Below are 13633 nucleotides of genomic sequence, written 5' to 3' on the forward strand. Positions count from 1 at the left end.
TGTTTGGACTGGGGACATCGCGAACAGGGGTGGGGGTCCATCGTAGAGCGAAAGCCTCGGCGATAGCCCTGCCCACAAGGAGGGAGATCGGCGGCTTTGCCGGCTGCGCCTACTCTGCAATGTCCAGAGATGCCGGCAGGCAGGTGAGAGGCGGCGCAGACGCCGGAATGGCCGCGCAAGATCGTTAAACTTTGATCCACCGGATTAGAGCATAGTTTGCTTGCTGCGTGATAGCTAATGCACGTCATGCCCCCGGGGGAATAAAGAAATGCCGCCTTCAATCTACCATTTTCTCAAATCGGAGAACGGCAACTTCGCGCCGCTTCTCATTTTCGCGCTCATTCCGATCATCGCCACGATAGGCTTTTCGGTCGACTATACGTCGGCGGTTTCGACCAGGTCGTCGATGCAGAACGCGCTCGACGCGGCGGCGCTGTCGATCACGACATTGAGCAAGGACACGTCATTGGCGGACCGCCAGACGAAGCTGCAGGAATCCTACATCGCCAACAGCGGACAAGGCACGGCGAAGCTCGACAGCTTCGCCGTCGACACCGACGGCACCGCCAACATCAGGGCTTCCGCGGGCTTCGCCATGCCGACGACTTTCATGCCGATCGCCCGCATCAACAGTGTGCAGGTCGGCGTCGCGTCGGCGGTGCAAAAGAAGCCGGCGCTGGTGGAGGCCACGTTCAACGTAGACCACGTTTCAGGTTACTGGAACAAGACGATGACCCTGTACGGCCTTCCGTTCGGGTGGACCTCCACGACCATAGCGACGGCCATGATGAAGGTCGACTACATCTACAAGCCGTATAGTTATTCCTATACGAGCGGGAACAAGACTTATACCGCTGCCGACCCGAAAGGTTACGGTACGACGACTATTTCCACTGTGTCGGGAACAACCGCGCAGCTGGTTCAGACCCAGGTGTGCACGGCAGTAGGATCAAAAACCGATTTCACTCCCACTGCGGGCGTTTACAGAAGCACCGCGGTGGCAAAAAGCGGAAATACGAACGGCTCCACCATCTATTTCAAGACGACGTGCGCGACCACGAATACCGCCGGAAACAGCAATGGCGCAAAAATCGACGTGAGCATGATGGACAAGCTCTATCTGCAGATGAATGTGCCGTCCGGACCGGTCAACCCGCTCAAGTCGAACGATGCAAACACGTCGAACCGGCTCTACCTCGGCGCCGGGTACACGACCGCGGCACAAAAGGCCCTGGACCCTTCCAAATACCTCCCCGTCGAGGTTAAGAGCAACACGATCGTCGATATCTTCTCCGCTGTGCCCTGCGGCGAGACCAGCGACCAGGCATGGGAAGACGGCGGCAACAATCCTCCACTGCCAGACGTTACGAACGCCGACTTCTACTACAGCGTGATGGGCAAGTGCGGCTTCAACAAGCGGCCTTCGGAGACGGTGCTTACGCAATAGGGGGGCCGAGCTTCTTTACCTTCTTGTGGGAGAAGGGAAGCGCGCGCGATCACAAACCAGTGAGCGCTGTAACGAAATCCGTGGCGACGACGAAGTGGGGACATGAGCGGCGCATCCGGGCGCCGCGCACCCACGGAGCAAGCCATTGTCGGGATCACGCAGAAAGCTCGTCGCCGGCGTGCTCGCCGCCTCGATATTCTCTTCGATCGGCACGGCCGCCGGCCAGCCGCTCACCGTGGTCGAACTGTTCACCAGCCAGGGCTGCTCGTCCTGCCCGCCGGCCAACGCCAATCTGATCAAGGTCAAGGACAAGCCCGGCGTGCTGGCGCTGTCCTTTAACGTTACCTACTGGGACTATCTCGGCTGGAAGGACACTTTCGGCAAAAAGGAATTCACCCAGCGCCAGGTCGCTTACGAACCATCGCTCGGCCGTTCGGGCCCGTTCACACCGCAAGTGGTGGTCAATGGTAGCACTGACGCGGCCGGCGCCGCACCCGGCGAGATCGAGCAGCTTATTTCGAGCGGCGGCCACGCCAAGGGGCCGGCGCTGTCGCTTGACGGCGGCAAGATCAGCATCGGCGCCGGCTCGGCGCCCGGCGGCAAGGCCGATGTCTGGCTGGTGCGCTACGCCAGCGGCGTCGTCGAGGTGCCGGTGGCGCGCGGCGAAAACACCGGCCGCACGCTGCCGCACGCCAATGTCGTGCATTCGCTGACCAGACTGGGCAGTTGGACCGGCGACGCCAAGACGCTGGCACTGCCCGCCGCATCCGGCGGCCTCAGCACCGCGGTGCTGGTGCAGACGCCGGGCGGCGGACCGATCCTCGCCGCGGCGACCAACTAGATTCCGCAAAGCATGATCCCAGAGATGGACCGACGTTCCTGGGATCAGGCTCGAACAAATTGCGCAACGCCGCGGCGGCGGCGCCGCATCCACCGGCCGCATCGGCGTGCCACCAACCCTGAGGAGACCACCATGACCAATCGCCTGACCCTGCCGGCACTCGCCTTCGCGCTGTGCTCCGCCGCCCTGTTTACCGGAGCCGCCGCACGCGCCGAGAATGCGATGAAGCCGGCTGAGCCGATGGCCACGGATGCCATGAAGCCGGCAACCGACGCGATGAAGCCCGCCGACCCGATGGCAACGGATGCGATGAAGCCGGCCGCCGCCACCGCCACCGATGCCATGAAACCCGCCGACCCAATGGCAACGGACGCGATGAAACCAGCCGACGCAATGGCTCCGGCCAAGTAGGCAGTTAGCCGCTCCCTGTCCGGGCCGGGGTTTCCTGTCCCGGACAGCTCGGCGCGCACGGCCCCGCACGCACGGCGATGTGAAACCGCGGCGCTTCGCGCTATCATATAGTCAAACACCATCATGGGAGAGCCGACATGTCCGTGAACAGACCCTTCGCAAAAGGCGCGCTGGCGGCGCTGGTGCTTGCCGCGGCGGCCGCCGCCTTCTGGCAGACGCCGGCGATCTCGGCCGAGGAGGCGGTGGTGATCCCGCCGCCGGCGATGGATGAGAAACCCGCCCCCGGCACCGAAAAGGCGGTCTTCGCCGGCGGCTGCTTCTGGGGCGTGCAGGGCGTGTTCCAGCATGTCAAGGGCGTGACCAAGGCCGTCTCCGGCTATGCCGGCGGCGAAAAGGACACCGCCGTCTACGAGACGGTCGGCAGCGGCCGCACCGGCCACGCCGAATCCGTCGAGATCACCTACGAGCCGTCGAAAGTCACCTATGGCCAGTTGCTGCAGGTGTATTTCTCGGTCGCGCACAATCCGACGCAATTAAACTTCCAGGGACCGGACAGCGGCACCCAGTACCGCTCGACGGTCTTCGCCGAAAACGAGGCGCAGAAGAAGATCGCCGAGAGCTACATCGCCCAGCTCGACAAGGCCAAGCTGTTTCCAAAGCCGATCGTGACGACGCTGGAGACCGGCAAGACCTTCTATCCGGCCGAGGACTATCACCAGGACTTTTTGACGCTGAACCCGACCTATCCCTACATCGTCTACAACGACCTGCCGAAGATCGAGAATCTGAAGTCGCTGTTCCCGCAGCTCTACAGCGACAAGCCGGTGCTGGTGATGGCGGGGAGCAAGAGCTGATCTTCGAGAAGCGCGGAACGTCGGCGGGACAGCGCCCCCCTCTGGCCTGCCGGCCATCTCCCCCTCAAGGGGGGAGATCAGCTGGTCCTGCGTTGTGCACACTTTTTGCAGCTTTAGACCGAAGTTCGCGGCCCTAAACCGCTGAAAGCTGAATCTTTTGAGTCGGTTGGGCCGAAAATCGCTTTTGAGAAGTGTCCATGTCTCTGTCCATTTCGCCCTTCACACCTCGGCCAATTTGTGATTCGATTCGGCTGAAAACGTTCGTTGATGCCAGTGGGGGGTGTGTCCAGTAGCGGAAAAACCCACTTTTCAGATACGCGAATCAAATCAAGCAGTTGCTTGTCTCGCGAGCGCAAACTTCGGTTTAGAGATTTGCGAAGCCGGCTGAGCGAGTAATCTCCCCCCTTGAGGGGGAGATGCCCGGCGGGGCAGAGGGGGGCGCTGTCCCGCCAGCTTCTCGAAAGCTTCTGCCTTCTGCAACTACGCCGCCCCTGTTTTCCACGGCAGGCTCCAGCGCACTTTTTCCAGCGTCGCCCTGGCCTCGGCCGATGCCGGGTCGGGCTCCGTCTCGCGGTAGTGCGCCGAGCCCCGCGGCGGGTAGGCGTGGGTGTTGTTGAGGGCGAGCCTGTCGATCTGGCTGAAATCGGGGAAAGGCAGGTTTTCCTCGTCGCGCCAGGCATTCACCCTGGTCTCGGCGGCGACGCGTTTTTCATCATCGACGGGAAGGTCGGCGGCGCTGTATTCCAGCTGCGACGGGAAGGCGAACTGCGCGCCGGCCTCGTCCATGATGTTGATCATGGCCAAGAGGATGTCCTCGCGGATGGCGAGGAATTCGGACCAGTCCGCCGTCATGATGTAGGTGAACACCTCGATGTCGAGCGAATAGGGCCCGAAGCCGACGAAGCGCACGCGGCACGGGTCGTCGATGACGCGCGGATGGGCGATCAGGAGCTTGCGCAGCGCGGCCAGCGTGTAGCGCAACTGGTCGGGCGTGGTCTCGTAGCGCAGTTGCAGCGTGGTGGCGAAGCGGGTGCGGTCGCGATGCGCGTAGTTTTCGATCTGCATGCCGGCAAAGTCCGAATTCGGCACCGAAATGACGGTGCGGTCGAGCGAGCGGATGCGGGTCGAGCGCATGCCGATATGCTCGATGGTGCCGGACTGGTCGCCGAACTTGCAGAAGTCGCCGACGCTGACCGGCCGGTCGGCATAAAGCGTCAGGCCGGAGAGGAAATTCTGCAGCGTCGGCTGGGCCGCCAGCGCTACGGCCAGACCGCCGATGCCGAGGCCGGCGATGACGCCTTCATAGGGGATGGCCAGCACTTCGGCGAGCAGCAGGAAGGCGACAACCAGCACGGCGACGCGGGTGACGCCGGTGGACAGCGAAATCAGCGTGTCGTGATAGCCGGGCACCTGCCACAGCTTGCGGTAGTGGTCGGCGATCCGGCCGATGAGGTGCCAGACAACCGGCACGGCGCCGATGACGATCAGGCTCCAGGCCGCGGCCTTCACGGGCGCCGCGACCACCTGCGGCAGGCCGAGCGGGCGCAGTGTCGCCAAAAGGAAGAGGCCGAGGAAGATCGAGCGCACGGCCCATTCGACGACGCGGAAGAAGGCCGACCGCTGCGAGCGGTCCTGGCCGCGGGCAAAGAAGGTAATGACGGCGTTGGCGACGAAGCCGAAGGCGATGCCGACAAGTGCCGCGAGGCCGAGCATCCACCATTGCCAGCGTTCCATCGGGCCGGCGCGGGTCAGCAGGCCGGGGCTGATCTCGCGGGCGAGGCCGCGCGCGAGGAAGAACGGGTCATTGCTGGCGAAGGCGGCGAATTCCGGCGCCACCGGCACGTCCTCGACATCGGCATAGAGCGTGCGGATGTTGGCGAGCGTCTCGGGCGTGAATTGCCAGATCTTGCCGCCCTTGCCCTGCCCATCCGCATCGCCAACCTTGTCCGTCTCAACAGGGCCGACGACGATGTTGCCGGACGGGTGCTCGAAATAGACGTAGGGCGTGTTGCTTTTGGGATCGTCGGGAATTTCCTGCCAGTAGACATAGCCGATGCGGTCGATGACCTTTTTCAGGTAGCGTTCGAGCAGGAACGCCTCGTCGGAGCGCACGGCCGGATTGTAGTCGCGCAGATCGAGCGCGGCCTTTGCCGGGTCGCCAGCCTCGATGACGCCGCTCAAGAGCACCTTGAACGTATCGCGCGGCGAGGCAAGCTTGCTTGGATCGTCGACCAGGTCGACGGCCTCGCCGCGCGCCGCCTGGAATTCGGCGAGCTTGGCCTGGAGTGCCGCAAGCGGCGGCCCGACGATGAACCACTCGTCATTTTTGCGGCGGAAAGTAACGTCGAAGGCGACCTTGGTGCCATATTGCTGGAGGCTGGCGCCCACCTCGTTGCCGGGGATCGTGTCGTGCGGCAGGCTCCAAAGGCGGAAAGTCGCCTTGTCGATGACGGTGAACAAGAGCTTGGTGTAGTCGGGCATGTTGAGGCCGCCGCGATCGGCCTCCGTGACATCGATGAGGCCGGCGGCCAGGGCGGCGAGGCCCATGCCGCCGCCGGCGGCGCGCGGCACATTGTCGGCGCCGCTTTCGTTCATGGTCTGCAGGAACGAGCGCATCGTGGTCATCGGGCTTGCCTGGTCGACACGGAGATCCTCGACGGCGCCGACGCGCACGCCCGTCCACCATTCGGCGGTGGCGGCTTCGAAGCGGCCCATGAAGCTTCCGCCGTCAGGCGCCTGGACGAAGGTGAAGTCACCCTGGCGAGCGCCCTCGAACCAGCGTCCGACAAGCTTGTCGCCTGCGGCCTTGGCCTCGATGCGGCCGTTATAGAGCGGATAGACGCCCTTCACCTCGGCGCCGTTCTGCTCGAATTTGATCTGGGCGCCGCCGCCGCGCCATTTCGTGTCCCAGATGCCGGTCCAGTTGGCGGTTTCCTGGGCATGCGCCGGCTGCGGGAACGGCAGCAGGCCGAAGAAGGCAAGCGACGCGATCAGGGCGACTATACGCATCAGCACTGGGGCCAGCCGATCTCGTCTCGCCGATGCAACGGAGGTCATTGCATTGCCCTTCTTCTCGCCTGCCGCGATGGCTGGCCGATAACTGTCGAAGAAGGGTTATTCCCCCGGAAGATGAATATTATCTTTCCGCTGGGTCATGATCTCGTCAGGGCTTCGCCGGATCGCGGCGCTTGCCGTCAATCGTAGGTCAGATCCGTCGCCTTGCCGCCGAAGACGCGGTAGGCATAGAAGGAATAGAAGATGATGATCGGCAGCACCACGACGGTGCCGGCGAGGATGATGGCGAGGCTTTCCGGCGCCGAAGCCGCCTGCCAGATGGTCAGGCGATCGGGCACGACGAAGGGGTAGAACGACCAGGCGAGCCCGGCGAAACCGAGCGCGAAGATCGCCGCCAGGGTCAGGAACGGCGTCAGCGCGCCGCGATCGTCCGGCTTCGGCAGATGGAAGGTCTGCCGCCACAGCCAGGCAAACAGCAGCACCGACAGGATCGGCAGCGGCGACAGATAGAGCATTTCGGGCCAGACGAACCATTTGTCGAAGATGCGCGGGCTGGCGAAGGGTGTGGCAAGTGACACCGCGGCCATGCCGAGCGCCGCCAGCACGAGTGCGGTACGCAGCCAGCGCACCGCCTTCTTCTGCAACTCGCCCTCGGTCTTGTAGATCAGCCAGGCCGCGCCCATCGCCGCATAGGCGGCGGCGAGACAGAGCGCCACCAGCGCGCCAAAGGCCATACCGCCAAAGCCGACATCGAGGCCGAGCACGTAGACGCCGAGCATATAGCCTTGCGCCAGCGAGGCGATGACCGAGCCGATGAGGAAGATGCGGTTCCAGCGATGCTTCTTGCCGGCCGGCACCTTGGCGCGGAAATCGAAGGCGACGCCGCGCAGGATAAGGCCGAGCAGCAGCAGGAACACCGGAATGTAGAGCGCGGTGAGGATGGTGCCATGCGCCAGCGGGAAGGCGACCAGCAAAAGGCCGACGGCCAGCACCAGCCAGGTCTCGTTCGCGTCCCAGAACGGGCCGATGGCGGCGATCATCGTGTCCTGCTCGGCATCCTCGGCGGCGGCGAACAGGATGCCGATGCCGAGGTCGAAGCCGTCGAGAATGACGTAGATCAGGATGGCCAGGCCCATCAGGCCGGCGAAGATGAGGGGTAGCAGGGTCGGCCAATCGTAGGTCATCGTTTCCCCCCTTACTCGCCTGCAGCCGGTTGCGACAGTGCAGCGTTCATGACGCCGGGCAGCGGCGAGGCGTCGCCATCCTTCGCCGCCTTCAGCGCCAGATGCACCAGCACGCCGAGATAGGCGAGCAGCAGCAGCACATAGAGGACGAGATAGACGGCAAGCGTCAGCGCGACATTGCTGCCGGCGACCGGGCCGACGGCGTCGGCGGTCTTCAGCACGCCGGTTACCAGCCAGGGCTGACGGCCGATTTCGGTGGTGTACCAGCCGGCCAGCGTTGCCAGCCAGCCGGACAGCGCCATCGGCACCATCAGCAGCGCCAGCGGCTTCGGCAGGCTGTGGTGGCGCTTGAGGAAATAGGCCGCCGACCAGGAGACGATCAGCATCAGAATGCCGGTGCCGACCATGATGCGAAAACCCCAGAACACCGGGAAGACCGGCGGATGATTGCCGGGATAGTCGTTGAGGCCCGGCACCACGCCGCTGCTGCTGTGGCGCAGGATCAGGCTGGCGCCGTCGGGGATGGCGAGCTCGAATTTGTTTTCCCTGGCGGCCTCGTCGGGAAGCGCGAACAGCACCAGCGGCACGTTGGGGCCGGTGTTCCAGTTGGCCTCCATGGCGGCGATCTTCTGCGGCTGGTGCTCCAGCGTGTTCAAGCCATGCTGGTCGCCGGCGAAGATCTGGATGGGGATCAGGATCGCGGCGGTGAAGACGCCGGTGCGCAATGCCTTCCACATCGATTCCGAACGGTCGCCATAGAGATAGCGCAGCGCCGACAGGCCGGCGATCAGGAAAGAGACCGTCAGGCCCGAGGCGAGCAGCATGTGGACCAGCCGGTAGGGCATGGACGGGTTGAAGACGATCGCCCACCAGTCGACCGCATGCGCGACGCCGTCGCGCATTTCGAAGCCGGCCGGCGTCTGCATCCAGGAATTGAGCACGATGATCCAGAAGGCCGACACGGTGGTGCCGCCGGCCACAAGCACGGTCGCCAGCGTGTGGATGCGATTGGAGACACGCCGGAAGCCGAACAGCATGATGCCGAGAAAGGCCGCCTCCAGAAAGAAGGCGGTGAGGATTTCGTAGGCGAGCAGCGGCCCGGCGATGTTGCCGACTTTTTCCATGTAGCCCGGCCAGTTGGTGCCGAACTGGAAGCTCATGGTGACGCCGGAAACCACGCCCATGGCGAAGGACAGAGCGAACACCTTCACCCAGGTGAAGTAAGCGCGCATCCAGGCGGAATCGCCCGTTGCATTGTAGCGCAGCTTGAAGAACAGCAGCACCCAGCCAAGTGCAATAGTGATCGCCGGAAACAGGATATGGAACGAAATATTCGCGCCGAACTGAATGCGCGACAGAATGAGCGGGTCCATGGTGGGCTCCGGCTGCTGCTTATGATTGAAAGAATACGGCCGAAGCGTGGCTTGGTCAAAGCGTCGTGGCGTCACGCGAGGCGTGTTGTCGCAGCACCTGGCGGGAAAACGTCAGCGCGGGAAATGTCCGCATCCGGGAACGATTGTCCAGAATTGTCAGGAGCGGCATTGACTTCCCGCCGCGCGCACCGACATTCAGCGCAATAAAAATCTCCAGGCCCTTTCAAGCAGCCGTTTTCAGCCATGCGCTCCATCATCTCCATTTCCGGGGTCACCAAGACCTACGCCACCGGCTTCAAGGCGCTGAAGGAGATCAACCTCGATATCGAGCGTGGGTGAGATCTTTGCGCTGCTCGGGCCGAACGGCGCCGGCAAGACGACGCTGATCTCGATCGTCTGCGGCATCGTCAACCGCTCGTCGGGAACGGTCACGGTGGACGGCCATGACATCACCCGGGACTATCGCGCCGCGCGCAACCTGATCGGGCTGGTGCCGCAGGAACTGACCATCGACGCCTTCGAGAGCGTATGGGCGACGGTCAATTACAGCCGCGGCCTGTTCGGCAAGCCGGCTAACCCGGCCTTTGTCGAGAAGGTGCTGCGCGATCTCTCGCTGTGGGACAAAAAGGACGCCAAGGCGATTACGCTGTCGGGCGGCATGAAGCGGCGGCTGATGATCGCCAAGGCGCTGTCGCATGAACCCAGGGTGCTGTTCCTCGACGAACCGACCGCCGGCGTCGACGTCGAGCTGCGCCAGGACATGTGGGCGATGGTGCGGCGGCTGCGCGAGGACGGGGTCACCATCATCCTGACCACACACTACATCGAGGAGGCCGAGGCGATGGCCGACCGCGTCGGCGTCATCAACCGCGGCGAGATCGTGCTGGTCGACGGCAAGGCCGAACTGATGCGCAAGCTCGGCCGCAAGCGGCTGATGCTGGAATTGCGCGCGCCGCTGGCCAGCATCCCCGAGACATTTTCGCGCTATGCGCTGGAGCTTTCGCCGGACGGCGGACAACTGACCTATACTTATGACAACCAGAGCGAACGCCCGGGCGTCGCCTCGCTGATCCGCGACCTGGAGGCTGCAGGCATCCAGTTCCGCGACATCGACACGCAAAACAGCTCGCTCGAGGAGATCTTCGTCAATCTCTTGAGGCAGGAAGCATGAATTTGCGGGCGGCCATGAATCTTCGTGCAGTATGGGCGATCTACCGGGTGGAAATGGCGCGCGCCTTCCGCACCGTGCTGCAGAGCATCATCTCGCCGGTCATCTCGACATCGCTCTATTTCGTCGTCTTCGGCTCGGCCATCGGCTCGCGCATCACCGAGATCGACGGCATCAGCTATGGCGCCTTCATCGTGCCGGGGCTGATCATGCTGTCGCTCCTGACGCAGTCGATCTCCAACGCCTCCTTCGCCATCTATTTCCCGAAATTCGTCGGTTCGATCTACGAATTGCTGTCGGCGCCGGTGTCCTATCTGGAGATCGTCATCGCCTATGTCGGGGGTGCTGCGACCAAATCGATCATCCTCGGCCTGATCATCCTGGCGACCGCGTCGCTGTTCGTGCCGCTTCACATCGAGCATCCGGTGTGGATGCTTGCCTTCCTGGTGCTGACGGCGGTGACCTTCAGCCTGTTCGGCTTCATCATCGGCATCTGGGCCAAGAGCTTCGAGCAATTGCAACTGGTGCCGCTGCTGATCATCACACCGCTGACCTTCCTTGGCGGCAGCTTCTATTCGATCAATATGCTGCCCGACGTCTGGCGCACGGTGACGCTGTTCAATCCGGTGGTCTATCTGATCAGCGGGTTTCGCTGGAGTTTTTACGGCAAGTCCGACGTCTCGGTCGGCATCAGCCTCGGCATGACAGTCGTGTTCCTGCTCATATGCATAGCAATCGTCGCCTGGATCTTCAGGACCGGCTATCGGTTGAGGAACTGAAAGCCTCAGATCGCCTTGATCAACCGCAGCAGACCCAGCATCTCGACATAGGTCCCCTTGCGGAAGGCGATATAGACCGGCTCCTCGATGCCGTGGAAGCGGCGCTTGAAGGCTGCCTGGCCCCGCAGGTTGAACTTGCTGCGATTGACCCATGGCGAATCATAGGCGCGCTGGAAGGCGTTGCGCCAGAAGTCGCTTTCGGCAAAGCCGCTCGGTGCGATGTCGGCAAGCGGCGACAGACCAAGCGTGACGACGGAGATGCCCTGCTCGCGGAAGCGGTCGACGGCGAATTTGGTCAGGCCGATCTCGGCATGCGGCGTGGCGTCGACATGCTTGCGCTTGAACGAGGTGGTGTAGCCGATCACCTTGCCGCCGCCGAACAGCGGATCGAAGTCGAGCAAGGCGACGAGTTCGCCATCAGGGCCATGGAGGACGAAGCGGCGCATGTCGACGCCGAGTTGATCGCTGAAGGGGCGGTTGAGGAAGCCCATTTCCCAGCGCTTGACGATGCGGTCCGCCCGCCAGTTCTGCGACAGCCGCTGGATCTCGTCGAGAAAGACGGTGCGCTTGTCCTCGCCCAGGGAAAACCCCTTCTTCAACAGCCAACGCTCGGAATAGCGCACGGTTTCATTGCGCTTTCCGGAAAAATCATGGGCAGGCAGGACCAGCCGCGTATCAATGCCGAGACGATTGACCCGATAGCCGAGCCCGGCCAGCACGCGCGCCGTCTCTTCGCCGATCTGCACGAACCATGGACTGCCGGCGGCCTCGACGAAACGCCTGATATAGTCGGGCCGGTCGGGCGGATGAACCACCGGGTCGCCGAGTGCGAAATGGTGCTTCATCTTGGTGCCGAAGGCGATGTAGCCGTCGGCATCACCGAAATAGGAAAGCTTTTGTTGAACGGCGGTCGAATAGGCGAGCGAAAAATCGCCATGCCGGCGCACCAGCGCCAGGCGCTCGACATGCGTCAGCGCCTGCCGCTCGACCTTGGGTGCCGCGCCCTCCAGCAGGCGATCGAAATGAATGCGCAAGGAGGGCATGGTCGAGGTTCCGCGTGCCGCTTGGGTAGTGGAGGCCAGCCCACGGCCTCGAATCAGTCGCCTTTGGCGCGATTGATTACCGATCATATCGCGCAAGCGCCATATAGGATGCAATTGGCGCCGACTGAAGGGGAAATCTCCGCCAGATGGCGGCGGATGGCAGCGGCTCGATCCATGAGACATCGGCAGGATCGGGTTGCGCCATCCAAACCGTACCCTTTGACTTTACATATACTGTTATATATCATATTATTGTTCAACATGGATGTTGTTATGGAAGACGTCATACGGTCTCTTGGCTTCCTGTGCCTGGGCAGCAGGTTGAAGCGTATAGGCGAGCAATTGCAGGCGGATACGCAGCGAGTTCTCGATCGCCTGGATGTCCCGGTTCAGTCGAGCCAGTATCCGCTCCTGGCCGCGCTCGACAGGCTGGGTCCCCTGCCCGTTGGTGAACTGGCGCAGGCTCTTGGGATTGCGCAGCCGGGCATCACGCGAAGCGTGGCGCTTCTCGCCGAACCGGGATTGGTCGAAGTCAGCCGGTCCAACAATGATCAGCGGCGCAGGATCGTCTCGCTGACCCGGAATGGCCGACGGCTGGTCGATGCAGCCAAGCGCGACGTCTGGCCGGGCATCGAGAAGGCCGTCGCGGATTTGTGCGCTGACCTTTCGGGGCCGCTTCTCGATCAACTGGCCGCGATCGAGGACGGCCTCGCCGTGGCTCCCATCGACCGTCGTGTGAGAAATGCCGTGGGTGCCGTGTAATGAACCATGTCCTCGACCGTCCCATCTGGAGCGCGCTTGCGACGCGACATCAGGCCTTCGCGCAAGGCGACAGCCTCGCCAGGCGATATCCGCCGTCGATCGTTCCTTTTGCCGCCACCGCGGCGGACGACGCGGAAAGCCTACGGGCGCTGAGCAGGCTTATTCCTCCACTCGAAAGCGCCATCCTCGTCCAGGCTGAAGCAATCACCATGCCCGCGGAGCTTTCCGCGACTTTGACCGCATCCCTGGTGCAGATGACTGCCGAACAGCCGGTTCGGACCGTGTCCGACGAGCGCGTGCAACGGCTGACGCAACACGATGCGGCCGACATGCTTGCCCTGGCAACAATCACCAAGCCTGGCCCATTCACACTGGAGGCGCTGAGCCTCGGCGATTTCTGGGGCGTGAAGATCAAGGGCCGACTTGCCGCGATGGCCGGCGAGCGCATGAGGCAGCCTGGCCACACCGAACTCAGCGGCGTGTGCTCGCATCCGGATTTTCGCGGCGGCGGCCTGGGAAGGTTGCTGTCCCTGTTCGTGGCAAATCGGATCATGGCGCGCGGCGAAGTTCCCTATCTCCACGCCTACGCCACCAACGTCGCGGCCATAACACTGTACGAGTCCATCGGCTTCCGGTTGAGAAGCAGGATGAATATGGCCGTGGTTCAGCGCACCGACCAAATGGTCGGCGCATAAAGGCAGATGCATCCCGCGCAAGGCAGTAGGAAGGATTTCATATTGCCGAAATCCTTCCCTT

Annotated in this window: 11 protein-coding genes and 1 pseudogene; 8 read left to right on the forward strand and 4 right to left on the reverse strand. The window is 63.0% G+C overall.

Going from position 1 to position 13633, the window contains the following annotated elements:
* The first annotated feature begins 268 nt into the window (after positions 1 to 268).
* From MESS2_RS05440 to msrA, 4 genes are all read left to right on the forward strand, one after another.
* Positions 269 to 1447, forward strand: a complete 1179-nt coding sequence (locus MESS2_RS05440; RefSeq protein WP_008873100.1) for a TadE/TadG family type IV pilus assembly protein — start codon at positions 269 to 271, stop codon at positions 1445 to 1447.
* 145 nt (positions 1448 to 1592) lie between these two features.
* Positions 1593 to 2288, forward strand: coding sequence for a DUF1223 domain-containing protein (locus MESS2_RS05445; protein WP_008873101.1), 696 nt, complete (start codon positions 1593 to 1595; stop codon positions 2286 to 2288).
* 132 nt (positions 2289 to 2420) lie between these two features.
* Positions 2421 to 2699, forward strand: a complete 279-nt coding sequence (locus MESS2_RS05450; protein ID WP_008873102.1) for a hypothetical protein — start codon at positions 2421 to 2423, stop codon at positions 2697 to 2699.
* Positions 2700 to 2836: 137 nt separating this feature from the next.
* The gene (gene msrA / locus MESS2_RS05455; protein WP_008873103.1) at positions 2837 to 3553 is read left to right on the forward strand and encodes a peptide-methionine (S)-S-oxide reductase MsrA; all 717 of its coding nucleotides are present in this window, start codon (positions 2837 to 2839) and stop codon (positions 3551 to 3553) included.
* 480 nt (positions 3554 to 4033) lie between these two features.
* Here msrA and MESS2_RS30165 read toward each other — a convergent pair whose 3' ends face one another.
* The 3 genes from MESS2_RS30165 to MESS2_RS05470 all read right to left on the reverse strand — a co-directional run bounded on the left by MESS2_RS30165 (position 4034) and on the right by MESS2_RS05470 (position 9125).
* On the reverse strand, positions 4034 to 6610 hold the full coding sequence (locus MESS2_RS30165; protein WP_008873104.1) for a mechanosensitive ion channel family protein: 2577 nt from the start codon (positions 6608 to 6610) through the stop codon (positions 4034 to 4036).
* Positions 6611 to 6747: 137 nt separating this feature from the next.
* Positions 6748 to 7752 carry a cytochrome d ubiquinol oxidase subunit II gene (locus MESS2_RS05465; protein ID WP_008873105.1) on the reverse strand — a complete coding sequence of 335 codons (1005 nt, stop codon included), beginning with the start codon at positions 7750 to 7752 and terminating at the stop codon, positions 6748 to 6750.
* Positions 7753 to 7763: 11 nt separating this feature from the next.
* The gene (locus MESS2_RS05470; RefSeq protein ID WP_008873106.1) at positions 7764 to 9125 is read right to left on the reverse strand and encodes a cytochrome ubiquinol oxidase subunit I; all 1362 of its coding nucleotides are present in this window, start codon (positions 9123 to 9125) and stop codon (positions 7764 to 7766) included.
* Positions 9126 to 9368: 243 nt separating this feature from the next.
* Here MESS2_RS05470 and MESS2_RS05475 point away from each other — a divergent pair.
* A pseudogene (locus MESS2_RS05475) lies at positions 9369 to 10296 on the forward strand (ABC transporter ATP-binding protein).
* A gap of 14 nt (positions 10297 to 10310) precedes the next feature.
* Positions 10311 to 11072, forward strand: coding sequence for an ABC transporter permease (locus MESS2_RS05480; protein WP_040592200.1), 762 nt, complete (start codon positions 10311 to 10313; stop codon positions 11070 to 11072).
* 5 nt (positions 11073 to 11077) lie between these two features.
* Here MESS2_RS05480 and MESS2_RS05485 read toward each other — a convergent pair whose 3' ends face one another.
* Positions 11078 to 12115 carry a phosphatidylglycerol lysyltransferase domain-containing protein gene (locus tag MESS2_RS05485; protein ID WP_008873110.1) on the reverse strand — a complete coding sequence of 346 codons (1038 nt, stop codon included), beginning with the start codon at positions 12113 to 12115 and terminating at the stop codon, positions 11078 to 11080.
* A gap of 273 nt (positions 12116 to 12388) precedes the next feature.
* Here MESS2_RS05485 and MESS2_RS05490 point away from each other — a divergent pair, with 273 nt between their 5' ends.
* Positions 12389 to 12877 carry a MarR family winged helix-turn-helix transcriptional regulator gene (locus MESS2_RS05490; protein WP_008873112.1) on the forward strand — a complete coding sequence of 163 codons (489 nt, stop codon included), beginning with the start codon at positions 12389 to 12391 and terminating at the stop codon, positions 12875 to 12877.
* The gene (locus MESS2_RS05495; protein ID WP_008873113.1) at positions 12877 to 13572 is read left to right on the forward strand and encodes a GNAT family N-acetyltransferase; all 696 of its coding nucleotides are present in this window, start codon (positions 12877 to 12879) and stop codon (positions 13570 to 13572) included. The genes MESS2_RS05490 and MESS2_RS05495 overlap by 1 nt, the downstream gene beginning before the upstream one ends.
* Positions 13573 to 13633: the final 61 nt, after the last annotated feature.

This window comes from Mesorhizobium metallidurans STM 2683 (assembly GCF_000350085.1).
In the GTDB taxonomy this organism is placed as follows: domain Bacteria; phylum Pseudomonadota; class Alphaproteobacteria; order Rhizobiales; family Rhizobiaceae; genus Mesorhizobium; species Mesorhizobium metallidurans.

Coding starts and splice junctions, on each gene's coding strand:
- MESS2_RS05465 (WP_008873105.1), bottom strand. CDS start 7,752: ATGACCTACGATTGGCCGACCCTGCTACCCCTCATCTTCGCCGGCCTG.
- MESS2_RS05490 (WP_008873112.1), top strand. CDS start 12,389: ATGGAAGACGTCATACGGTCTCTTGGCTTCCTGTGCCTGGGCAGCAGG.
- MESS2_RS05440 (WP_008873100.1), top strand. CDS start 269: ATGCCGCCTTCAATCTACCATTTTCTCAAATCGGAGAACGGCAACTTC.
- MESS2_RS30165 (WP_008873104.1), bottom strand. CDS start 6,610: ATGACCTCCGTTGCATCGGCGAGACGAGATCGGCTGGCCCCAGTGCTG.
- MESS2_RS05495 (WP_008873113.1), top strand. CDS start 12,877: ATGAACCATGTCCTCGACCGTCCCATCTGGAGCGCGCTTGCGACGCGA.
- MESS2_RS05485 (WP_008873110.1), bottom strand. CDS start 12,115: ATGCCCTCCTTGCGCATTCATTTCGATCGCCTGCTGGAGGGCGCGGCA.
- MESS2_RS05480 (WP_040592200.1), top strand. CDS start 10,311: ATGAATCTTCGTGCAGTATGGGCGATCTACCGGGTGGAAATGGCGCGC.
- MESS2_RS05450 (WP_008873102.1), top strand. CDS start 2,421: ATGACCAATCGCCTGACCCTGCCGGCACTCGCCTTCGCGCTGTGCTCC.
- MESS2_RS05470 (WP_008873106.1), bottom strand. CDS start 9,125: ATGGACCCGCTCATTCTGTCGCGCATTCAGTTCGGCGCGAATATTTCG.
- msrA (WP_008873103.1), top strand. CDS start 2,837: ATGTCCGTGAACAGACCCTTCGCAAAAGGCGCGCTGGCGGCGCTGGTG.